Annotated in this window: 22 protein-coding genes; 20 read left to right on the top strand and 2 right to left on the bottom strand. The window is 54.7% G+C overall.

Features of this window, described 5'->3' with window-relative positions:
• Positions 1–26: 26 nt before the first annotated feature.
• The 7 genes from MFLA_RS07885 to MFLA_RS07855 all read left to right on the top strand — a co-directional run bounded on the left by MFLA_RS07885 (position 27) and on the right by MFLA_RS07855 (position 6,692).
• A complete protein-coding gene (locus MFLA_RS07885) occupies positions 27–1,880 on the top strand; it encodes an extracellular solute-binding protein (protein ID WP_011479761.1) in 1,854 nt (617 codons plus the stop codon).
• A gap of 68 nt (positions 1,881–1,948) precedes the next feature.
• A complete protein-coding gene (locus MFLA_RS07880; protein ID WP_011479760.1) occupies positions 1,949–2,560 on the top strand; it encodes a nitroreductase family protein in 612 nt (203 codons plus the stop codon).
• 4 nt (positions 2,561–2,564) lie between these two features.
• Positions 2,565–2,990, top strand: a complete 426-nt coding sequence (locus MFLA_RS07875; RefSeq protein WP_011479759.1) for an SgcJ/EcaC family oxidoreductase — start codon at positions 2,565–2,567, stop codon at positions 2,988–2,990.
• A complete protein-coding gene (locus MFLA_RS07870) occupies positions 2,991–3,662 on the top strand; it encodes an HAD hydrolase-like protein (protein WP_011479758.1) in 672 nt (223 codons plus the stop codon).
• A gap of 228 nt (positions 3,663–3,890) precedes the next feature.
• On the top strand, positions 3,891–4,955 hold the full coding sequence (locus MFLA_RS07865) for an LLM class flavin-dependent oxidoreductase (protein WP_011479757.1): 1,065 nt from the start codon (positions 3,891–3,893) through the stop codon (positions 4,953–4,955).
• A gap of 18 nt (positions 4,956–4,973) precedes the next feature.
• The gene (locus MFLA_RS07860; RefSeq protein WP_011479756.1) at positions 4,974–6,143 is read left to right on the top strand and encodes an LLM class flavin-dependent oxidoreductase; all 1,170 of its coding nucleotides are present in this window, start codon (positions 4,974–4,976) and stop codon (positions 6,141–6,143) included.
• A gap of 273 nt (positions 6,144–6,416) precedes the next feature.
• Complete coding sequence (locus MFLA_RS07855; RefSeq protein WP_011479755.1) at positions 6,417–6,692, top strand: cupin domain-containing protein; 276 nt, start codon at positions 6,417–6,419, stop codon at positions 6,690–6,692.
• 69 nt (positions 6,693–6,761) lie between these two features.
• On the opposite strand, the gene MFLA_RS07850 is transcribed toward MFLA_RS07855, so the two are convergent.
• Together MFLA_RS07850 and map are read right to left on the bottom strand one after the other, a co-directional pair.
• Positions 6,762–9,332: a [protein-PII] uridylyltransferase gene (locus MFLA_RS07850; protein WP_011479754.1), complete on the bottom strand. Its 2,571-nt coding sequence runs from the start codon at positions 9,330–9,332 to the stop codon at positions 6,762–6,764.
• A gap of 4 nt (positions 9,333–9,336) precedes the next feature.
• The gene (map, locus tag MFLA_RS07845) at positions 9,337–10,140 is read right to left on the bottom strand and encodes a type I methionyl aminopeptidase (protein WP_011479753.1); all 804 of its coding nucleotides are present in this window, start codon (positions 10,138–10,140) and stop codon (positions 9,337–9,339) included.
• A gap of 220 nt (positions 10,141–10,360) precedes the next feature.
• On the opposite strand from map, the gene rpsB reads away from it, so the two are divergent.
• The 13 genes from rpsB to lpxA all read left to right on the top strand — a co-directional run bounded on the left by rpsB (position 10,361) and on the right by lpxA (position 22,978).
• The gene (gene rpsB, locus MFLA_RS07840; protein WP_011479752.1) at positions 10,361–11,110 is read left to right on the top strand and encodes a 30S ribosomal protein S2; all 750 of its coding nucleotides are present in this window, start codon (positions 10,361–10,363) and stop codon (positions 11,108–11,110) included.
• A 101-nt stretch (positions 11,111–11,211) separates the two neighbouring features.
• Entirely contained in the window at positions 11,212–12,087 is an 876-nt protein-coding gene (gene tsf / locus MFLA_RS07835; protein WP_011479751.1) for a translation elongation factor Ts, read from the top strand.
• Between the two features lie 104 nt (positions 12,088–12,191).
• Positions 12,192–12,908, top strand: a complete 717-nt coding sequence (gene pyrH, locus MFLA_RS07830) for a UMP kinase (protein WP_011479750.1) — start codon at positions 12,192–12,194, stop codon at positions 12,906–12,908.
• Positions 12,909–12,940: 32 nt separating this feature from the next.
• Positions 12,941–13,498: a ribosome recycling factor gene (frr, locus tag MFLA_RS07825; protein WP_011479749.1), complete on the top strand. Its 558-nt coding sequence runs from the start codon at positions 12,941–12,943 to the stop codon at positions 13,496–13,498.
• A 45-nt stretch (positions 13,499–13,543) separates the two neighbouring features.
• Positions 13,544–14,296 (top strand): isoprenyl transferase, encoded by a 753-nt coding sequence (locus MFLA_RS07820; RefSeq protein ID WP_011479748.1) that lies wholly within the window; start codon positions 13,544–13,546, stop codon positions 14,294–14,296.
• Between the two features lies 1 nt (position 14,297).
• Positions 14,298–15,128 carry a phosphatidate cytidylyltransferase gene (locus MFLA_RS07815; protein WP_011479747.1) on the top strand — a complete coding sequence of 277 codons (831 nt, stop codon included), beginning with the start codon at positions 14,298–14,300 and terminating at the stop codon, positions 15,126–15,128.
• The gene (gene ispC / locus MFLA_RS07810) at positions 15,128–16,312 is read left to right on the top strand and encodes a 1-deoxy-D-xylulose-5-phosphate reductoisomerase (protein WP_011479746.1); all 1,185 of its coding nucleotides are present in this window, start codon (positions 15,128–15,130) and stop codon (positions 16,310–16,312) included. The genes MFLA_RS07815 and ispC overlap by 1 nt, the downstream gene beginning before the upstream one ends.
• Positions 16,306–17,673 carry an RIP metalloprotease RseP gene (gene rseP, locus MFLA_RS07805; protein ID WP_011479745.1) on the top strand — a complete coding sequence of 456 codons (1,368 nt, stop codon included), beginning with the start codon at positions 16,306–16,308 and terminating at the stop codon, positions 17,671–17,673. Before ispC ends, rseP begins: the two co-directional genes overlap by 7 nt.
• A 17-nt stretch (positions 17,674–17,690) precedes the next feature.
• Entirely contained in the window at positions 17,691–20,051 is a 2,361-nt protein-coding gene (bamA, locus tag MFLA_RS07800; RefSeq protein ID WP_229407030.1) for an outer membrane protein assembly factor BamA, read from the top strand.
• Positions 20,052–20,122: 71 nt separating this feature from the next.
• A complete protein-coding gene (locus MFLA_RS07795; protein ID WP_011479743.1) occupies positions 20,123–20,626 on the top strand; it encodes an OmpH family outer membrane protein in 504 nt (167 codons plus the stop codon).
• Between the two features lie 23 nt (positions 20,627–20,649).
• Positions 20,650–21,702 carry a UDP-3-O-(3-hydroxymyristoyl)glucosamine N-acyltransferase gene (lpxD, locus tag MFLA_RS07790; protein ID WP_011479742.1) on the top strand — a complete coding sequence of 351 codons (1,053 nt, stop codon included), beginning with the start codon at positions 20,650–20,652 and terminating at the stop codon, positions 21,700–21,702.
• A gap of 29 nt (positions 21,703–21,731) precedes the next feature.
• Positions 21,732–22,193, top strand: coding sequence for a 3-hydroxyacyl-ACP dehydratase FabZ (gene fabZ / locus MFLA_RS07785; protein WP_011479741.1), 462 nt, complete (start codon positions 21,732–21,734; stop codon positions 22,191–22,193).
• A 2-nt stretch (positions 22,194–22,195) separates the two neighbouring features.
• The gene (gene lpxA / locus MFLA_RS07780; protein WP_011479740.1) at positions 22,196–22,978 is read left to right on the top strand and encodes an acyl-ACP--UDP-N-acetylglucosamine O-acyltransferase; all 783 of its coding nucleotides are present in this window, start codon (positions 22,196–22,198) and stop codon (positions 22,976–22,978) included.
• The last annotated feature ends 11 nt before the right edge of the window (positions 22,979–22,989 follow it).

The raw sequence follows: 22,989 nt of genomic DNA, 5'->3' as shown, positions 1-22,989 counted from the left end.
CTTAGTCTCCCGGATTTTTCTCCCGTATGTTCAACCTCAAGCTCTGGCTGAAGCTGGCGGTGCTGTTCTTGCTGATCGGCGTATTGCATGTGCCGGACCGGGCACAGGCCGCGCATGCGGTCGCCCAGTTCGGCGAGCCTAAATATCCGGCCGATTTCAGCCATTTCGACTATGCCAACCCGGAAGCCCCGCGCGGCGGCAGGCTGGCGTTGGCGGTCGTCAGCCAGAACAGCAGCTTCGACAAATTCAACCCGTTCAGCCGGCGCGGCAAGCCCGCCCCGGGGCTGATCGAGCTGATGTTCGAGACGCTCACGGTGTACAGTCTGGACGAGACCAATACCCAGTACGGCTTGTTGGCCGACGATATCCACGTAGCCGACGATTTCAGTTCGGCTACTTTCCACATCAACCCCAAGGCGCGGTTTTCCAACGGCGATGCCGTGACGGCCAGCGACGTGCGCTACTCGTTCGACGCCCTCAAGAGCAACCCGCGGTTCAAGGCCTATTTTGCGGAAATCAGCGGGCTGATCATGCTGGATAACCATACCGTGCGCTTCGACTTCAGCAGGAAAGGGCGAGACCTGCCTTTTATCGCGGGCAGCCTGCCCGTGTTCTCGCCCAAATGGGGAGAACAGCCTGGCCAGGAAAAAGTGCCTTTCGACAAGCTGGGCCTGGAAATCCCGGTCGCGAGCGGCCCCTACCTGATCAAGAAGGCGGTCAGCGGCAAGGGCATCATCTACCAGCGCAATCCGGATTATTGGGGCAATGACATTGCCGTCCGCCGCGGCAGCTTCAATTTCGACGAGGTGGAGTTCAAGCTGTACAAGGACAAGGATACCCAGGTATCCGCGCTGCGGGCCGGCGACTTCGACTTCGTCAGCGATCCGCAAATGCGCTACTGGTGCTGCCAATACATAGGCAAGCGTTTCGATAGCGGCGAACTGGTCAAGGAAGTGGTGCCGCACCGCAATCCGCCGGCCATGAATGGCTATGCGGTCAACCTGCGCAAGGCGCGGTTCCAGGATATCCGGGTGCGCAAGGCGCTGAACTATGCGATGGATTTCGAATGGATGAACCAGAAGATCTTCGCCGACGAGTTCATCCGCCCGCAAAGCTTCTTCGCTACGACGCCCCTGGCTGCGACCGGCTTGCCCAGCGAGGAGGAGCTGAAGCTGCTCGAGCCGTACCGTGACGAGATTCCGCCCGAAGTGTTCGGGCCGATGTTCGTGCAGCCCAGCACCAAGCCGCCGTCGAGCATCCGCCATAACCTGACCAAAGCGCTGGAGCTGTTTGCCGAGGCAGGGTGGCATAACCGCGACGGCGTGCTGCGCAACAGCCAGGGCGAGCCCTTCGTTATTGAGGTATCGACGACAAGGGCCCCGAGCCCGTTCATGGACGTCATTTACCTCAATATGGAGAAACTCGGCATCGTCGTGAAGAAACGCGTATCGGATGCGGCCACTACGCGCAGCCTGATGCGGGGTGGCTTCAATTATGACTATACCAGCGTCTCCTTGCGGGAGAATCGCATGCCCGGCGTGGAATTGTGGCGCAACTTCAATAGCAAGGATGCTGACGTGCCGGGTTCGGAGAACATCATCGGCGTCAAGTCGCGAGTAGTGGACGAGCTGATCCAGAAGCTGCTAGACGCCGATAGCCAGGAAGAACAGCAAGTCGTTGGCCGGGCCTTGGACAGAGTCTTGATCCACAGCCATTACCTGACGCCGTGGCGCTACCTGGTCAACCACTACATTATTTATAACCACCGTTTGCGCAGGCCGGATACGTTGCCGCTTTATTACGGCGTGCAGGATTGGGCAATCAACTGGTGGTGGGACGGCACGGCAGGCAGCCCCGGCCATATGGATGATAGGAAATAGCCTTCTAGCGCGCTGCCGGCGGTTGGTAGAAGCGCGTTTTTTAACATTAATCAAAAGGAATGAATGAGATGAGTGCTGTGTACCCCATCAATCCGCGTAAGACGGAATACGAAATCAGTCCAATTTTTGTGAACCGATGGTCTCCGCGAGCGTTTACCGGGGAACCGGTCGAAGACGCCGCATTGTTCAGCCTGTTCGAGGCGGCACGCTGGGCGCCTTCGGCCAACAATTCCCAGCCATGGCGCTTTATCTATGCGAAGAACGGCGGTACAGGCTGGGACAAGCTGCTGGGGTTGGCGAACGAAAACAACCGGCGCTGGGCTTCGCGCGCAGGCGTGCTGGTGGCGCTGCTCTCCAAGAAAACCCATATCCGCAACGGAGATACCGAGCCGACGCCCCTGCGCAACCATTCCCTGGATGCAGGCGCGGCATGGGCCAGCCTGGCGTTCCAGGCCGTGCATGTCGGCTTGGCCACCCACGCGATCGGCGGATTCGATCGCGACAATGCGCCGGCCGTCCTGGGGGTGCCCGAAGGCTTCCAGGTAGAGATATTGATCGCCATCGGCAAGCAGGGGGAAAGGGCGGCCTTGCCCGAGGATATCCAGGCCAGAGAACAGCCGACCCCGCGCAAGCCCTTGGCGAACTTTTATGCCGAAGGCCAGTTCAACTTCAAGGAGTAGCGCAATGGCGGATGACGGGTTGGAGGCGCACGAGAGCCTGATCAAGGCCATCGTGTCACGGTGGGATCAGGGATGGGCGGATTTTGACGCCGCGCTCGCCTCTCGGGATTATGCGGAAGATGCAGATTGGATCAATGCCTTCGGCGTATTCAAGCACGGCAGGAAGGAGATTTTTCAGTACTTGCGCAATATCTATCACTCTCCCCAGGTGACCTCGCGACGCAGTACATCCTCGATCTCTTCCATTCGCTTTATCCGTCCCGATATTGCAGTCGTGACGTCATACAGGGAAACTGCCGGACAGAAAACAGCGAGCGGGGCGGAATACCCCTTGAGGAAAACCCGCGATTTGCGCGTGCTCGCATTTGAACATGGCCTATGGAAGATTGCCAGTCATCTTGTGGCCGATGAAAAAGCAGCTTTGCCTTGAATGATGGAAATGCGCTACGACAAGCTGCTTTTCGATCTAGATGGCACGATCAGTGATCCCTTGACGGGAATTGCGCGCTGCATCAATCATGCGTTGCAGCATGCCGGATATCGCACATATACCGAAGCTGAATTGAGTCCTTTCGTCGGGCCGCCGCTTGATCAGACGTTTCATTCGATCACGGGAAGCCGTGACCAGAAGAAGATCAAGGCATTGGTGGAGAAATACCGGGAGCGATATGCCGACATTGGGTATGCAGAGAACCAGTTATATCAGGATGTGGATGCCACCATTGCAGGTTTGCATGCTGCTGGTGCCATGATGGCTGTGTGCACTTCCAAGCCCCAGGTCTATGCTGAAAAAATTCTGGAACGATTCAATCTTAGGCAATATTTCCAGTTCGTCAGCGGAGGGGATATTGGCATCAAAAAGTGGCAGCAGATTGCAGCGCTGAAGGCACTTGGACTGGTGACTGAGGAAACCCTGATGATAGGCGGCCGGGATGTGGACCTGAGTGCGGCAGCGGTCAATCACCTGCCTTCTGCTGCTGTTTTGTGGGGATATGGTTCGCTTGAGGAATTGCTTCCGCACCGATGCCTGCATGTATTTCATCATCCTCATGAGCTGAACCTACTGAAAGACTGGATTGTTGCCCAGCCATCAACTGTTTGATTTCGAGCAGTTTGGAAGGGTGGGCTGTTGTTATACAGACACTTCGGGTTTGTATTTGCTGTGATGTGACATGGCGCCTTACTGTCCCTAGGCAGCGCTGGTCAAGATTAGTTGAATAAATTCAATCATCTTAAGATTCCCATAAAATAATAATGGGATTTGAAGACAAATGGCATGGTTTCTGCGAGAGCTAAGGGGATTCAAGTAGAGTGATTGCGGAGACGATGCATGACAGTTCAATTTTTCTGGCAAGTCCCAACTGCGGGCGACGGGCGCTATGCTGATGCCGAGAAACACATCCGCGGCGAAAGGGCCGATAGCCGACCCTATTTCCTGCCGGGCGTGACCGACCCTCGCGGTCAGCGATTCAATTATTTCGACCATTTGCACCAGATCGCCAAGGCGGTGGAACTCGCCAAGTTCGACGGCATCAAGGTCAGGAACGACCCGGAGGGTGACGAATCCTGGATTGTTGCCGGCTATCTCAGCCGTGCCACACGCTACCTCACCGTGCTGGCCGAGTTCGACGCCTCGCGCGGCTCGGCAGTCTATGCTGCCAAGAATGCGGTGAGCTACCAGCGCTTTACCGAAGGCCGTTTTGCCTGGCAGATCGGCGTGGAGCCTGACGAGGCAAAGCGCCGGCAGCAAGGCGACTTCGTCGCCCAGGCGGATCTGTACCCCAGGGTGGAAGAGTTCGTCACTGTGGCCCGCAACGTCATCACCACGACCGGATACGATTTCAATGGCCGGTTTTTCCAGGTCTTGCAAGGCGGCTTCCAAGGGCCGCTTTCCGGCCAGAAGGTTCCGCCCGTCTATCTATCTGGTGAGACGGATGAGGCATATGCCCTTTCCGCCAAGCTGGCTGACGTGCATGTGCTGGATGCACAGCCGCTAGACAAAATAGCCAGCAATATTGCGCAATTACGCAACTTGGCACGCAGCCATCACCGGGCTTTGCAAATTGGCCTGCGCGTGGATGTGCTAGTGCGTGAAACCGAGGAAGAAGCGGTATTCGATGCCAAGCGTTATGCCGAGCAGACCGGCCAAAAGACCATTGACAACAATGTCGCAGGATTATGGCAGGGCTTGACCACAGCCAGTACCGGCGCTAGCGCCGTGCTGGTCGGCAGCTTCGAACAGGTCACTGAGCGGTTGGCCGCGTTTGCGGATGCGGGGGTCGAGCAATTCATCCTTGGTGCCGTCCCTAGCCTGGAAGAGGCTTACCGCATCGGCGAGTATGTCTTGCCGTCATTGCGTTCCCTGATAAACGGCGCCAGCCAGCGCGCAGCCTGATAGAGGAGTCGAGATATTATGGCAATTGATGTTTTCTGGAGAATTCCTACGCACGGCGAGCCCAGCTCACTGCGCAACAAGCTGCATCACCGCGGCGACTGGTCACAGCAAGAGGGCGACCATATCGTGCATAAAGGTCTCAGCGGGGGTCATGGTGACGGTTTTACTAATCTCGACTATATCGCTGAGGTGGCACGCGCTGCCGAGATCTCGGGTTTTCAAGGCGGATTGATTCCTTCCTTCCCAATGACGGATGAGCCATGGGCGATTTCTTCGTTCCTCGCGCGCGAGACCAGTACTTTTCGCTTCATGATTGCGTTTCAGCCTGGCTTCCTGAACCCCGTCGTGGCTGCACGCATGACAGCCAGCCTGCAGCGAGCTACTCGTGGTCGGGCGCTGTTTAATGTGATCACTGGTGGCGGGGGGCCTGCCCAGCTGTGGTGGGGCGATGTAGCGCCGCACGATGACCGCTATGCGCGTACGACAGAATTCCTGGACGTATTGCGCGGGGTATGGAGCGGGAACAGTTTTTCCTACCAGGGCAAGTTCTACCAAGTGGAGAATGCGGCCCTGCCAGCCCAGCTCCTGGGCCAGGATTTTCCAGAGATTTACTTCTCAGGCTCGTCCGACGCGGCCCTGGCTTCCGCGTCCAAGCATGCGGAATATTACCTTTCATGGCTGGAGCCTTTCGACCAGCTGCGCGATAAGTTCGATCGAGTGAAGGAACGCACTGCCGCATTGGGTCGCAAGATCAAATGCGCAGTACGGGTGGACATCATTGCGCGTCGCACCGAGGAGGAAGCTTGGCGCGAAGTGCGACGCGGGTTTGAAAACCTCGATGACGCTGCGCGCGAGCGTTACAAGCGTTTCGCCCAGCAAACCGGCGATTCCGTTGGGGCCAGCCGCCAGCGTAGCACTGCGCCGAAGGAGCTCAATGATTATCGCGACTTCATCATTCATCCCAACGTCTGGTCCGGCCTCAGCCTGCTGCGCGGCGGGCAGACCCAGGGCATCATCGGCAGCTACGAGCAGGTGGCCGAACGACTGGATGACCTGGTCAGGCTCGGCGCGGATGCCTTCATCCTCGCCAGCACACCGCACCTGGAAGAGGCATACCGGGTAGGGGAGGAAGTATTGCCGCTGGTGCGCGGTCACGATAGCGCACCAGCCTTGCGCGCTGTCGGTTGAGCACTTGCAGAAACGTACCCCCCCTATACTTGTAGCATAAGGGGTACGTTGCGAGGGTCTAAGAGACACTTAAAGTATTCAGCCAGTTGGCCAGGAGACTTTAAAAGCTGCAGTCAATAGAAAGCATCAGGCATTCCCTGGCACTGCTTGACCAACCTGCCGTTTGCCAATGGCAGGTATGCCTGACTACTGTCGCATGTTAGAATCTCGTGCAAGCCGGTTGTTACGGCTGTTTTTTCGTGCAGTTTTTATTGATTAATCAAGGATTTATAAATGAGTCAAATTACTATCGAGCACAACCCAAGTGAAGAAAAACTGAAAGAGCTGGGTGTGGCAAACTGGTCCATCTGGGAAAAGGAAGTATCAAAGTTCCCATTGGATTTCGGCATCAAGGAAACTGCATATATCCTGGAAGGTGAAATCTTGGTGACCCCTAAGGGTGGCGAACCTGTTCGCATCGTTCCAGGCGACCTGGTCGTGTTCCCTGTCGGCCTGCAAAGCAACTGGGAAGTGGTGAAGCCACTGCGCAAGCACTACAAGCACGGTTGATTCTGCAAGTAGTATGTTAAAAGCCCCCGCCCGCTATGGAGCGGGGCTTTTTTATTGCCTGTTGGTACGCTACAGCTGGGTGCGCAACGATCTTTCGAGTGCAGCCAGGACTTCGGCGGTCAAGCGCTGGCCTGACTGGTCTGCGATCAGGAATGTGTCTTCAACCCGATTGCCAAGTGTGTTGATTTTTGCCGTATGCAGGCGGATATGGTGTTGCTGCAAAACATGAGCAATGCGTGAGAGCAAGCCGGGCCTGTCATTGGTGGCGATGTCCAATATCGTGTTGGGGCCATTGTCTTCTTGCTGGATGGTCAGCTCAGGCTTGATCGGCATATGTTTGACCTGGCGGCTGATACGACCTTGCACCGGCGCGTCAGGCGGTGCCTTGCTGAGCAGTTTTTGTGTCAGCTCATATTCGATAAAACTTAATAAGTCACGATAATTTATTTTGTTATCTGATTGATCTAGAATTAGAAAATTATCAAGCGCGTAGCCATGCTGCGTCGTGTGTACCTTGGCCTCCACGATGTTATAGCCCAGGCGGCCAAAGAAGCTGCAGATGCGGACGAATATATCGGCCTGATCGGGCATATAGATCATGGTCTGGATACCGTCGCCTGCTGGGCTAAGCCTGGCGCGTACGATGGGGACAAGCGTGTTGATGTGGGTGAGCAGCAGCCGGGTATTCCAGGCGATCAGCTGGGCTTCATGGCGCAAGAAGTAGGCGGGGCCCAATTGTTGCCACAGCGGCTGGTAGGTTTGTTCCACTACGCCATAGTAGCTGAGGATTTCCTTGGCTTGTTGCTGGCGGGCCTTGAGTTCGTCGTCCGGGTTGCTTCCGCGCAGGATGCGCTGGGTGGCCCGGAATAGGCTTTCGAGCAAAGTGCCTTTCCAGGCATTCCATATTCTGGGGCTGGTACCGCGGATATCGGCGACCGTCAGCAGGTATAACGCCACCAGGCGGTATTCGCTGCCGACATAATGTGCAAACTTTTCTACCACTGCTGGGTCTGACAGGTCGGATTTCTGCGCCGTGTTCGACATGACCAGGTGGGCTTCTACCAGCCAGGCCACGAGTTCGCCGTCCTCGGTCGGGAGGTTGTGTTGCTTGCAGAAGCGGCGCGCGTCAACGGCCCCTAGGGTGGAATGGTCTCCACCGCGTCCTTTGGCGATATCGTGGAACAAGGCGCCGAGATACAACAGGTGAGGCTTGGGAAATTCCTGGAACAGGCGGCTGCACAGCGGGAATTCGTGTGAAAACTCCGCCAGTGCAAATCGGCGCAGGTTGGCCAGTACGTTGAGGATGTGCTCGTCTACAGTATAGACATGAAACAGGTCATGCTGCATTTGGCCTGATACACGCCCAAAAGCTGGAATGTAGCGGCCCAGGACACCATAGCGGTTCATGAGTTTCAGCGTATGGGTAATGCCTTGGGGCTGCTGCAGTATCTGCATGAACAGCGCCTTGTTCTTTTCATCCTTGCGGAACTGTGGAGTGATCTCGTGCTTGGTGCGGTGTAGTGCGCGCAACAGGTCCGCGCCCATGCCCTTGAGTTCAGGGTGCTGTTGCAACACCAGGAAGCTTTCTAGAATGGCAGAGGGGTCATCATAAAGCAGGGTCGGGCTTTTAGTCTCCAAGAAGCCGTTCACGGCTTCAAAGCGATGGTTGAGACTGACGACGGTATGCTGTTCGGGATAGATGCGCTCATGCAGTACCTGCAGCAATATTTCGTTGATCAGGCCGACGAACTTGGCGCTCTGGTAGAAGCTGTGCATCAATTGTTCACTGGCGCGCCTGCGCTTGGTCGTGACCAGGCCTAACTGAGATGCCAGTTCATTCTGGAAGTCAAATAGCAGGCGGTCCTCGCGGCGGTTGGCCAAATAATGTAGCCGTGTGCGCAGCATCTGGAGGTTGCGTTCATGGCGGCGCACTTGTTGCGCGGCGTGCTTGGACAAAATGCGGTTCTTGACCAGTTCGCGCCAGTTGCTGCCAAGATTGAGGGCACGCGCAATCCAGATGATGTTCTGCAGGTCGCGTAGCCCGCCCGGGCTTTCCTTGATGTTAGGCTCGAGATTGTATGCCGTATCGTTGAAGCGGGCATGGCGTTGATGCTGCTCTGCCACCTTGGCTTCAAAAAACTTCGCTACATCCATCGCGGATGTGACCGCATGGAGAAAGTCGGCGTACAAGCCAGCATGTCCGCACAAGTAACGCGCCTCAAGCAGATTGGTCTGTACTGTGACGTCCTCCCGTGCCTCGACGACGCATTCATTCAGGGTGCGGACGCTGTGACCGATGGCAAGGCCGGTATCCCACAAGACTCCAACTAGTTCCTCGATCTTGCGATTGGTCAATGCGGAGGCTTCATGGCTCAGCAGGATCAGAATGTCCACATCGGAGTAGGGAAACAGCTCGCCGCGGCCATAGCCTCCCACCGCCACTAAGCTGGCCTCCGAGTCCAGCTCAAATGCTTGCCATAAACCACGCAGCACCCGATCAGTCAGGGATGCTTGTGCTTGCAACAGCTGGCTGACATTCGGCTTGTTCAGAAATGCCTGCTTCAATGACTTCTGACCGGATTGCAGCTCCTGCCGCCATTGGCGTGCAAGGGAGGTATCTGCGCGTGTGGATGGCTGCATACCGCTATTTATTGATGAAGGCAGGTGCCGGAGGCGTGCCGGCTGAAACGGTCAACACCTCGTACCCAGTGTCAGTGACTAATACGGTGTGCTCCCACTGGGCCGAAAGGCTGTGGTCTTTGGTGACGATGGTCCAACCGTCGCCAAGCTGCTTGATATCCCGCTTGCCGGCATTAATCATGGGCTCTATGGTGAAAATCATGCCGGGTTTCAATACAGCTCCCTTGCCGGGCTGCCCGTAATGTAGCACTTGCGGGTCTTCGTGGAAATTCTTGCCGATACCATGCCCGCAAAATTCGCGAACAACGCTGAAACCCTGTTTTTCCGCATAAGTCTGGATGGCGTGGCCGATGTCTCCCAGTGTCGCGCCTGGCTTGACCTGGTCTATGCCCAGCCACATGCACTCGTATGTGACCTCCGATAGGCGTTTTGCCTGGATCGAAATGTCGCCGACATGGAACATGCGACTGGTGTCGCCATAATAGCCATCCTTGATGACCGTGATGTCTATATTAAGAATGTCCCCATTCTTCAATACTTTGGCGCCAGGGATGCCGTGACATATCTGGTGGTTGACGGATGTGCAGATAGATTTTGGGAATGGCGAATGGCCGTGGGGTGCGTAGTTGAGAGGGGCGGGGATGGTGTGTTGCACATTGACCATGTAGTCGTGGCACAGCTCATCCAGTTCGCCCGTGGTCACGCCAGCTTGGATATGGGGTGTGATAAAATCGAGGACTTCAGAGGCCAGTTTGCAGGCCACACGCATTTTTTCGATATCTTGTTCGGTCTTGATGTTGATTGCCATTGTATTGCAAGGCTTGCGCCCAGGTTTTCCTTGAGTTCGTACAGCCGCTTATGGTAGCATACCGCACCCATTTGGCAGGAATAATGCTTGCCAAATGGAATCCCGCAGTTTCGCCGTGATGGCGGCTGCAAATCTGCACATATACCCCGTACAGGGTGTCCGCATGAGAATGCGGATGTTGTTGGGTGTATGGAAGCAATAACCCTTACTGGAGATTAGAATGTCCGTTACCATGCGTCAAATGCTGGAGGCTGGTGTCCATTTCGGCCACCAGACACGCTACTGGAATCCCAAGATGGCACCGTACATCTTTGGTGAACGCAACAAAATTCATATTATCAACCTGGAAAAAACCCTGCCGCTGTTTGAGGACGCGTTGAAGTATGTCCGCCAACTGTCTGCAAACAAGGGGCGCATCCTGTTTGTCGGTACCAAGCGTCAAGCCCGCGACATTATCAAGGAAGAGGCGCAGCGCGCTGGTTGCCCCTATGTCAATCATCGCTGGCTGGGCGGCATGCTGACCAACTTCAAGACCGTCAAGCAGTCGATCAAGCGTCTGACCGAATACGAAGCTCTCTTGCAGGATGGTGGTATTGAGAAGTTCGGCAAGAAGGAAGCCCTTGGTTACAAGCGCGAAGTGGAAAAGCTCGAACGCTCCATCGGTGGTATCAAGGAAATGGGCGGGTTGCCAGATGCAATCTTCATTATTGATGTTGGCCACGAAAGTGGTGCTGTCACTGAAGCCGCTAAGCTTGGGATTCCTGTGATTGGCGTGGTTGACACCAACAACTCCCCGGAAGGCGTGGCTTACGTCATTCCCGGAAATGACGACTCCAGTCGTGCGATTCGTCTCTATGCCCGCGGCATTGCTGACGCGGTATTGGAAGGCCGTAACCAGAGCATCAATGAAATCGTCAAGGCAGCCTCCGAGGAGGAGTTTGTCGAAGTTGAAGAAGTCGCGGCAGAGTAAGACCCTGTCAAAAGGGGGCTCTGGCCCCCTTTTTTTGTATCCGGATTTGGTTAAGTGAAACCTGGCTACGCGCCAACAAAATAATGTTCAAGGAGTAAACAATGGCTGAAATTACCGCAAGCATGGTCAAGGAGTTGCGTGAGCGCACTGATGCGCCCATGATGGATTGCAAAAAGGCGCTGACGGAAGCAGAAGGCGATATGGCAAGGGCGGAAGAAATCCTGCGTGTGCGTTTTGGTAACAAGGCAAGCAAGGCTGCCGGCCGTGTGGCTGCTGAAGGTGTCGTGGCCGTCAGTATCAAGGCGGATGGCAAGTTGGGTGCGATTGTCGAAATCAACTCTGAAACTGATTTCTGTGCCAAGAATGCAGACTTCCTTGCCTTTGTGGCTCAGGTGGCTGAAGCTGCCGCTACTGAGAAGCCTGCCGATGTCGCGGCCTTGTCCGCGCTCAAGATCGACGGTGGTAGCGTGGAAGATATCCGCACCCAACTGATCGGCAAGATCGGTGAAAATATCACTGTGCGCCGTTTCGCAGTGACTGAAGCCAAGGGCAAGCTTGTCAGTTATGTACACGGTGGCAAGATCGGTGTGCTGGTCGACCTGGTCGGTGGCGACGAAACCCTGGGTAAGGATATTGCTATGCATATCGCTGCAGCTAAGCCTAAGTCCCTGGACGCCAGCGGCATTCCTGCAGAATTGATCGAGGCTGAGCGTCGCGTTGCCATCGAAAAGGCCAAGGAGGCAGGAAAGCCCGAAGCCATGCTGGACAAGATTGCTGACGGTACTGTGCAGAAGTTCCTCAAGGAAGTTACCTTGCTGAGCCAACCTTTCGTCAAGGATGACAAGCAGACCATCGAACAACTGCTCAAGGCCAACAACGCCAGCATTGCATCTTTCACCATGTATGTCGTGGGTGAGGGCATTGAAAAGGTCGTCACCGATTTTGCTGCTGAAGTTGCTGCTGCCGCCAAGGTGTAAACTGTTGATTGCACTCGTTGCGACTAACCTGTAGTCAATGAACGTGAATCGTCTTTGTGGGATGATTCACGTTTTGCACAATTTGCATAACAATAAGGAGCCCCATGAGCACTCCCGCCTATAAACGCATTTTATTGAAACTCTCTGGTGAAGCCTTGATGGGCGACGACAGCTACGGTATCAACCGAGCGACCATTTCCCGGATTGTGGAAGAGATCAAGGAGGTGGTTGATCTCGGCGTGGAGGTGGCAGTGGTGATCGGTGGAGGCAATATTTTCCGAGGCGTCGCGCCAGCAGCAGAAGGGATGGACAGGGCTACCGCCGACTACATGGGGATGCTGGCGACAGTCATGAATGCCCTGGCCTTGCAGGATGCCATGCGCCATATCGGCCTGGTAAGCCGTGTGCAATCCGCCTTGAATATCGAGCAGGTAGCTGAGCCTTATATCCGTGGCAAGGCTATCCGCTATCTTGAAGAAGGTCGCGTAGTCATTTTCGGCGCGGGAACGGGCAACCCGTTCTTCACTACCGATACCGCAGCCGCGCTGCGTGGCATGGAGATCAATGCGGAAATCGTGCTCAAGGCCACAAAGGTGGACGGGGTGTATACGGATGATCCTAAGCGCAATCCAGAAGCCATGCGCTATAAGACACTGACGTTTGACGAAGCTATCGTCAAGAACTTGAAAGTCATGGATGCGACAGCCTTGACGCTATGCCGCGACCAGAAGTTACCAATCTCCGTGTTCAGCATCTTCCGCCAGGGAGCGCTGAAACGGGTCGTGCTGGGTGAAGACGAGGGAACACGCGTTCTGCCTTGATCGCCCGGATACATGTCTTAGCAGGAGATATCATGATACAAGACGTAAAAAACACTGCAGAACAGAAAATGCAGAAATCCATAGAAGCCTTGAAGGCTGATCTGAGCAAGGTGCGCACTGGTCGTGCGCATACCGGTCTGCTCGATCATGTGCAGGTCGAATATTATGGTTCCATGGTGGCCATCAATCAGGTCGCCAGCGTGAGCCTGGGGGATGCACGTACCCTTAACGTGCAGGCATATGAAAAGAATATGACGCCCAAGGTGGAAAAGGCGATCCGCGATGCAGACCTAGGCCTCAATCCCGCCACCAATGGCGATATCATCAGGGTTCCCATGCCGATGCTGACAGAAGAGCGTCGCCGCGACCTGGTTAAAGTCGTCCGTTCAGAGGCGGAAAATGCCAAGGTGGCGATACGCAATGTACGCCGCGATGCCAATGACGCGCTCAAGAAGCTGGTCAAGGACAAGGAGATTAGTGAGGACGATGAGCGCCGTGCACAGGATGAGGTGCAGAAGCTCACGGATAAGTTTGTCGCGGAAATAGACAAACTGCTGCAAACCAAGGAAGCCGAGTTGATGGCTGTGTGATTGCAGCCAGTGGTTTTATATTGTTCTAATCCCATGGAGCATTGAGTGGCACTTTTTTCCAGCTCCACCCAGGCTATCCCGATAACGGGCGACATTCCCCAGCACATTGCCATCATCATGGATGGCAATGGTCGCTGGGCCAAGAAGCGCTTTCTCCCCCGGGTGGCAGGGCACAAGCGAGGCGTTGAGGTCGTGCGCGAGGTCGTGCGCCTGTGTGCCAACCATGGCGTGAAATACTTGACCCTGTTTGCGTTCAGCAGCGAGAACTGGCGCCGTCCTGCGGATGAAGTCAGCTTCTTGATGAACCTGTTCATGGAAGCACTGCAGCAAGAGGTCGGTAAGCTTGACGAAAATAATATTTGCCTGCGCATGATTGGGGATTGCTCCCGGTTCGATCCTGCCTTGGTGGCCAAGATTGCCGAGGCCGAGGCACGGACAGCCGGCAATGATCGCCTGACGCTGACAGTCGCGGTCAACTATGGTGGCCGCTGGGACATCATGCAGGCGATGAAGCGTCTACTGGCAGAAAAGCCGGATCTCGCGCAGAGCTTCACAGAGGAGGATTTGGCTGCCTACCTGAGCATGCATTACGCACCGGAGCCCGACTTGTTCATCCGCACAGGCGGGGAGCAGCGCGTCAGCAATTTCCTGTTGTGGCAGCTTGCCTATAGCGAATTGTATTTTACCGAGACCTTGTGGCCGGACTTTGATGAGGCAGAATTCAAGCGAGCGATTGTGTCCTACCAGCAACGCGAGCGTCGGTTCGGTCGCACGAGCGAGCAGTTGGTCGCAGATTAATATGCTGAAAACCCGGTTGATCACTGCCGCTATACTGATTCCTGCATTCCTGGCAGCACTTTTTCTGCTGCCCGAGCCCTACTGGTCCCTGCTCATGCTGGCTGGTGTTTTGATAGGCTTGTGGGAATGGGCGCATATGGCCGGCTTCAAACCCGCTGTACGTTACCTGTATATTACTGCTTCAGCCATTGCCGGAGTGTTTCTTGCTTTCTGGCATGGGCCTGAAAACGCTTTCATGCAGGAATATGCACTCTACTGGGGGCTGCCCTTGGCCGCAGCCTTCTGGATTGTGTTGGTGCCAATATGGTTGTGGCGCCGCACTCGGGTACAGAATATCTATCTCATGATGCTGGCGGGCTGGTGGATAGTCCTGCCGTTGTGGCTGGCGCTCGTCAGTTTGCGCGCGCTCAGCCCTTGGCTGTTGTTGTCCATCATGCTCGTGGTATGGATTGCCGATAGCGCCGCCTACTTTGCTGGCAAGCGCTTCGGCAAGCGCAAGCTGGCAGTCAATATCAGTCCGGGCAAGACCTGGGAGGGTGTACTCGGCGCGCTGGTCGTCGTAAGTTTGTACGGGGCAGCCCTATGTATCGCATTTGACCTGAATGCCTTGCTGATTGTCGGGTTCTGGATACTGACGATATTCAGCATTATGGGGGATTTGCTTGAGTCTTTGATCAAGCGCCAGGGTGGCTTCAAGGATAGCGGCAACCTGTTGCCCGGCCATGGCGGCATCCTCGACCGTGTCGACGGCCTGACTTCCAGCCTGCCAATGGCTGCGTTTTTTCTCCACTTGCCTCTTTACTACCAGGCATGGATGTATTCCACGCCATGATGCCCATGTTGCAAAATGTCACCATTCTGGGCGCGACCGGTACGATAGGCCTCAACACTCTGGATGTGATCTCCAGGCATCCGGGGCGATACCGTGTGTTTGCCCTGACCGCTAATTCCCGCGTTGATGAGCTTGCTGAGCTGTGCCTGCAGCATCGGCCCCGGTATGCCGTCATGCTGGACAGCGGCGCCGCAGAAAAACTGCAGCAAAAGCTGAAAGGCTTGGAAACCCAAGTGCTTTCGGGCTTGGCAGCGCTGGAAGAGGTCGCAGCTCACCCGGAGGCCCATGTGGTCATGGCCGCCATCGTCGGCGCAGCAGGGCTCAAGCCAGCCATGGCGGCGGCATACGCCGGCAAGCGGATTCTGCTCGCCAACAAGGAAACCTTGGTCATGGCGGGTAAGCTGTTCATGCAGGCAGTGGAAGAGGGCGGCGCTACCTTGCTGCCTATTGATAGCGAGCACAATGCAATTTTCCAGGTCATGCCTCCAGCGCGATTATCAGCCCTTGCGGATGGCGGCATCAGGCGCATTCTGCTGACCGCCTCGGGCGGGCCTTTCCGCAAATCAAGCTTCGCTGAGCTGATGGCGGTGACGCCAGCACAGGCATTGAACCACCCTAACTGGGTCATGGGCCCCAAGATCACCATTGATTCCGCCACCCTCATGAATAAAGGGCTCGAGGTCATTGAGGCGCACTGGCTGTTCAATGCGCCGGCAGACAAGATTGAGGTCGTGGTGCATCCGCAAAGCGTGATTCATTCCATGGTGGAATATATAGATGGCTCCGTTCTGGCCCAGATGGGGAACCCCGACATGCGCACCCCGATTGCCTATGGCTTGGGGTACCCAGAAAGACTCAAGGCGGGGGTCAATGCACTTGATTTGTTCAAGGTCGGCAGGCTGGATTTCGAAGCGCCCGATACTGCACGTTTCCCATGCTTGCGGCTGGCCTTCGATGCCTTACGCCATGGCGGCACGGCGCCCGCTATTCTGAATGCCGCGAACGAAGTGGCAGTGGATGCTTTTCTGAATGGCAACATCGGTTTCCAGGACATTCCTCGCCTGATAGAGGCTGTGTTGACAGCCATGGATATTGAGGCCGTCACATCCATTTCACAATTGATTGAGGTCGACGCCTTGGCGCGTGCTCATGCCCTGGAGTGGAGGCAATTGGAAGCATGCTGACCTTGATCGCTTTCCTCGTGACGCTGGGTATTCTCATCGCAGTGCACGAATATGGTCATTTCCAAGTGGCACGCTGGTGCAACGTCAAGGTGCTGCGCTTCTCCTTGGGCTTTGGCAAACCTATTTTCAGTCGGCGTTTTGGCGCGGATAACACGGAATTCGTGATCTCCGCCTTGCCGTTGGGTGGATACGTCAAAATGCTGGACGAGCGCGAACTGCCTACACCGGGCGCTGTTAGCGAGCATGATCTGACACGTGCGTTCAACCGCCAGTCTGTCTGGAAAAGAATAGCGATCGTCGCTGCCGGCCCGGCAGCCAACCTGTTGCTGGCAATTGTTCTTTATTGGGTATTGTTCATGCAGGGTGTGCCCGGCATGCGCCCTGTGCTGGGAGATGTGCCAGCACAGACAGCCGCTGCGCAAGCCGGTTTGAAGGCTCATGACCTGATCATTGCCGTTGCGGGAGATTCAGTCTCTACCTGGACCGATGTGCGCTGGAAGCTGTTGCAGGAGGCAATCAAATCGCCAGCCGTGACAGTCAAGGTCAAGGATGATTCGCTGCGTGAGCACGAAACCGAACTGAAGCTGGATGACATCGAGAAGGAGGATTTCGAGTCCGATTTTCTCGAGAAGCTTGGCCTGGTGCCTTATCGCCCAGCCATGCCAGCCAGACTGGGAGAAATCTTGCCTGATGGTGCAGCAGCCAACGCTGGATTACAGACTGGTGACGAGATATTGGCGGTCAACGACAAGCCTATCACCGAGTGGGAGGAATTCGTCACCCTGGTGCGCGAGAAACCGGAACAGCCACTGACATTGCGATTGAAGCGTGGCGAGCGCGAACTGGATGCGGTGGTCATTCCCCAGGCTGTCGATGAACATGGCAAGCGGATTGGCCGGATAGGGGCTGCGTATCAGGTGGATCAAGGATTGCTGGAAAAGTTGAGCGTTACCGTGCGCTATGATCCTTTGCAATCCTTTAGCCGGGCAGTGGATAAAACCTGGGAAACCTCGGTTTTCAGCATCAAGATGCTGGCACGGATGGTGACGGGAGAAGCTTCATGGAAAGGCGTCAGCGGGCCGGTGACGATTGCGAGCTATGCTGGCCAAAGCGCCCACATCGGATGGAAGTCGTTTGTTGGCTTTCTGGCCTTGATCAGCATCAGTCTCGGAGTGCTCAATCTATTGCCTGTGCCAGTGTTGGACGGGGGGCATTTGCTGTATTATACGATAGAGATTTTCAAGGGTAGTCCGGTCTCTGAAGCCGCCATGGAGGTGGGCCAGCGTATTGGTTTGGCAATATTGGCTTTGTTGATGACAGTTGCTTTTTACAATGACATAACCAGGTTTATAACAGGTTGATCTTAATGAAGTTTGGCATGAAGCTTAAACATATTCCGCTGCTAATCCTGGCTTTGTATTCCACCTCAGCATTGGCTCAGGAACCTTTCGTAGTGAAGGATATCCGCGTAGAGGGCTTGCAACGGACTGAAGCCGGGACGGTGTTTAATTATTTACCCGTGCGCGTGGGTGACACCATGACAGAGGAAAAGGCCACGCAGGCGATCAAATCCTTGTATGGCACGGGTTTCTTCAAGGACGTACGGATCGAGTCCGAAAACGGTGTTGTCGTCGTGATGGTGCAGGAACGCTCAGCTATTGCACAGCTCATCTTCAATGGCAACAAGTCATTTCCCACGGACAAGATGAAAGAGGGCCTCAAGCAGATCGGCTTGGCGGAAGGTCTGATTTTCGACCAGTCCATGCTGGATCGCGCGGAGCAGGAGATCAAGCGTCAATACCTGTCTCAGGGCAAGTACGGCGCCTCGGTCAAGACTTCAGTGACGCCGCTAGAGCGCAATCGAGTTGCCGTGCGCTTCGATATCGAAGAAGGGGCGGTGTCCAAGATCCGCAACATCAATATCGTCGGCAACAAAGAATATACAAAGGAAGAGCTGCTGGAAAAGCTGACGCTGACCACGCCCAACTGGCTCACCTGGTGGAACAAGAACGACCAGTACTCTCGCCAGAAACTCACGGCGGATCTCGAAGCGCTACGGTCGTTCTACATGAACCAGGGTTATCTCGAGTTCAATATTGATTCAACGCAGGTATCCATTACGCCAGACAAGCGGGATATTTACATCACCATCAACATCACCGAAGGTGAAAAATATACAGTGACTGACGTCAAGCTGGCCGGTGAAATGTTGATTCCCGAAGCTGAGGCCCGCAGCCTCATTTCGGTTTCTCCCGGCGAGATCTTCAACCGCCAGCGTGTTACGGAGTCCAGCAAGGCCATCAATGATCGCTTAGGCAATGACGGGTATGCCTTTTCCAATGTCAATGCAATTCCAGAGGTCGATAAGGAAAAACATACTGTCGCATTTACTTTCTACATAGATCCGGGTCGCCGCGTGTATGTGCGCCGCATCAACCTGACGGGCAACACCCGGACGCGGGACGAGGTATTGCGTCGTGAGATGCGCCAACTGGAATCGGCCTGGTATGGGGCGGACAAGATCGAACGTTCCAAACAGCGGTTGAACCGCTTGCAATATTTTTCGGATGTCAATGTCGAAACGCCGGCAGTCCCAGGTACCAATGATCAAGTTGATCTCAACATCAACGTGACCGAGCGTTCGACTGGCAGTGTGATGTTCGGTGCCGGCCTGTCCAGTTTTGAAGGGGTGGTGCTGGGTGTGACCATCAACCAGAACAACTTTCTTGGCACTGGTAACCGCGTCGCGGCTCAAGTCAATACCGGCAGGATCAATACGGTGTACTCGTTGAGCTACACGGATCCTTACTTCACGCCAGATGGCATCAGCCGCGGCTTCAACGTCTACCATCGCAAGGTCGATACGACTTACCTGCGTACCGGTGATTACAAGACCGCGTCTTACGGTGCGGGCGTGAATTTCGGCATGCCGTTGAATGAGCGGGATTTCGTCAGCGCCGGCTTGACCTTTGATTACACTGACGTTGAGCTGAGCAGCAATAGCCCGCCGCAGTTCAAGCGCTATTGCAGCAGTTCCGAAGACGCCAACAGTTGCAGCAACAGCTCCTGGTTTGTTAACCTGGCTTGGACGCATGATACGCGCGATAACATCATGTTCCCGAATAAAGGGGTGCTGCAGCGCATCAGCTCCGAGGTTGCCTTGCCCGGCCTTGATTTACAGTACTATAAACTGGAATACAAGCATGCCTGGTACAAGGATATCAGCAAGAGCGTCACTCTGATGCTGAATGGTGAAATCGGCTATGGCAATACCTATGGCGATAAAGATTATCCATTCTTCAAGAACTTCTATGCCGGTGGCGTGAACTCAGTACGTGGCTATGAGCAGAGTTCGATTGGTCCTCGTATTTATGATACACAAGGCCAGTATCGTGATTTTGCTGCCGGTGGTACGAAGCGATTTCTTGCTAATGCAGAACTGTATTTTCCCATACCAGGTATGAAGGACAATAATGCCTTGCGCTTAAGTACTTTCATTGATGCAGGTTCCATTGCTGGCGATGGCATTGATGAGTCTGGTGCTTGTATAGATAGCCGTGGACAAGTGTCAGGCTGCCCATATTCAACAAGTTTAAGCGATATACGCTACTCCACGGGCATCGGGGTCAGCTGGCTGTCGCCGTTCGGCCCGATCAAGCTGGTGCTGGCCAAGCCACTCAACAAGCAAGATGGCGATCGTACCCAGATGCTGCAATTCCAGATGGGGCAGCAGTTCTAAGCTAGTCTAGAATACTGTATGGTTAATTTGAAATTATTGAAGCAAAAGCTTGTATATCAGGAGAAAGTCAATTGAATAAGTTGTTGAAAAGTCTGTTGGTTGCCACTGCTTTGTCTTTCGCAGCCAGTACCCAGGCCGCAGAGTTGAAGATCGGCTATGTGCAGGTTGACAAGATTCTGCAGGAAGCACCGCAGACAGCCGAAAGCGGCAAGAAGCTGGAAAAGGAATTCGGCCCGCGTACTAACGAGCTTGATCGTCTGCAAAAGCAAATTCGCGATTTGGAAGCTGCTCTGGAAAAGGATGGCCTTACCATGTCGGAAGCTGACCGCCGCAACAAGGAGCGAGATGCTTCCAATCTCAAGATTGAGTTCCAGCGCAAGCAGCGTGAGCTGAGAGAGGACGTCAATCTGCGCAAGAATGAGGAGTTGGGTGTTCTGCAGGATAAGATCAACAAGGCGGTGACAGCCGTCTCAGAAGCCGAAGGCTATGACCTGGTGGTGTACGGCGGTGTGGCTTATGCTAACAAGAAGATTGATATTACCGACAAGGTATTGAAATCTCTTGGCAAGAAATAAGCCCTCCAGCTAGTCGCTACTCAATGAATAAGTCCTATTCCCTGCGGGAGATTGTATCCACACTGGGAGGTGAGTTGCTGGGTAAGGACGATGTCCTCATCTCTCGCGTTGCCTCCCTGGCCAATGCCCAGCCAGGGCAGATCAGCTTCCTGACCGACTCCAAGTATCGATCCGTGCTTGCCACCACCAACGCAAGCGCCGTCATATTGACCCCGCAAAACCGCGATATCACAGCGTTGCCAAGGATACTCACGGATAATCCCTACGCCTATTTTGCCAAGGTCTCAGATTTACTCAATCCGAAGCCGGAATATGTGGCAGGCGTGGATGACACTGCCGTGATTGCCCCCAGTGCACAAGTGCCAGCCAGCTGCACCATCATGGCAAAGGCTGTGGTTGGTGCCAATGTGGTATTGGGCGAGCATGTGGTGGTTCATCCAGGTTGCGTGATCGGCGAAGGTGTGGAAATCGGTGCGCATTCAGTGCTGCATGCCAATGTCACGATCTATCATCACTGCATGATCGGCGAACGCTGCAACATATTCTCGGGCAGCGTCATCGGTGGAGATGGCTTTGGCTACGCGCCTGAAGAGGGGCGCTGGGTGAAGATTCCCCAGGTTGGGCGTGTCGTCATCGAGCACGATGTGGATATCGGTGCCAATACGACCATAGACCGAGGTGCGATCGACGACACTATCATTCATGAAGGCTGCAAGATTGATAACTTGGTGCAGATCGGACATAACTGCCGCATAGGCGCACATTCCGTGATTGCAGGCTGTGTTGGCATTGCTGGCAGCGCAGTATTGGGAAAGCACTGCCGGATCGGTGGGGCGGCCATGATCCTCGGCCACCTGGAAATCGCTGATGGCGTGACTGTATCGCCTGGGAGTATGATTACACGTTCGTTGATGAAGGCAGGCACCTACACGGCATTAATGCCTTTTCAGAGCCATGACGAATGGCTCAGGACTGCTGCGGGTATCAGACGATTGGGAGAGCTTGCTGAACGGGTCAAGCAATTGGAAAAGCAATTGGCGCCCCAGCAGGTATCTGGTATCCAGAGAGATAAATAATAATTTGATGTTGAGAAACGAGAAAAGCCATGACTGAACAAGCTATTACGAGCATGGATATTCATGAAATACTGAATTACCTGCCACACCGATATCCTTTTGTATTGGTGGATCGTGTGCTTTCCCTGGAATTGAATAAAGAGATCGTGGCTGTCAAGAATGTCACCATCAACGAACCTTTTTTCCCGGGGCATTTTCCTTACCACCCAGTCATGCCAGGTGTATTGATCGTGGAGGCACTGGCGCAGGCTGCTGCCATCCTGTCGTTCAAGACCATGGGGACCAAGCCCAATGACAAATCCGTGTACTATTTTGCCGGCATGGACAATGTCCGCTTCAAGAAGCCGGTGTCGCCGGGCGACCAGCTCATTCTCAAGGTCAGCATAGACCGTATATTGCGCGGAATATGGAGATATAAGGGAGAAGCACTGGTGGACGGTGCAGTCGTGGCTGAAGCAGAAATGATGTGTATCCTGAAGGCGATTGATTGAGCATGACTGAACCAAGGATACATCCTACGGCGATCATTGACTCCAGGGCTGAACTTGACTCTAGTGTCGAAGTAGGTGCTTTCACCATCATCGGGCCAGATGTGCGTATCGGCGCAGGCACCCGCGTGGCAAGCCATGTGGTGATCAAGGGACCTACCACCATTGGCAGGGATAACCAGATATTCCAGTATTCCTCCCTGGGTGAGGTGCCGCAAGACAAGAAGTTCAAGAATGAACCCACATTGCTGGAAATCGGCGACGGCAATACCATCCGCGAATTCTGCACCTTCAATCGCGGCACCGTGCAGGACAAGGGTACAACCAAGATCGGCAGCCACAACTGGATCATGGCCTACGTGCATATCGCCCATGATTGCGTAGTCGGTGACCATACCATTTTTGCCAACAACTCTTCCTTGGCGGGGCATGTCGACGTGCATGACCATGCCATCCTCGGCGGATTTACCTTGATCCATCAGTTCTGCAAGATAGGTTCCCATGTCATTACCGCGGTGGGCTCGGTCGTATTCAAGGATATTCCGCCTTACGTCACTGCTGCCGGCTATGACGCCAAGCCGCATGGCATCAATTCAGAAGGGTTGAAGCGCCGGGGCTTCTCTGCGGACAATATCCTGCAGATCAAACGTGCCTACAAGACCTTGTACCGCAACGGCCTGACACTCGAAGAAGCCAAGCAGCAGCTGGCAGAGCAAAGCAAGACATCGCCAGAGCTGAATATTCTGGTTGACTTCCTCAATCAATCAACCCGCGGCATCGTCCGCTAGAAACAGGGTGC

It is taken from the genome of Methylobacillus flagellatus KT (assembly GCF_000013705.1).
In the GTDB taxonomy this organism is placed as follows: domain Bacteria; phylum Pseudomonadota; class Gammaproteobacteria; order Burkholderiales; family Methylophilaceae; genus Methylobacillus; species Methylobacillus flagellatus.
Note: the sequence above shows the minus strand (reverse complement) of the source record. Positions and strands in the feature narration are given on the sequence as shown.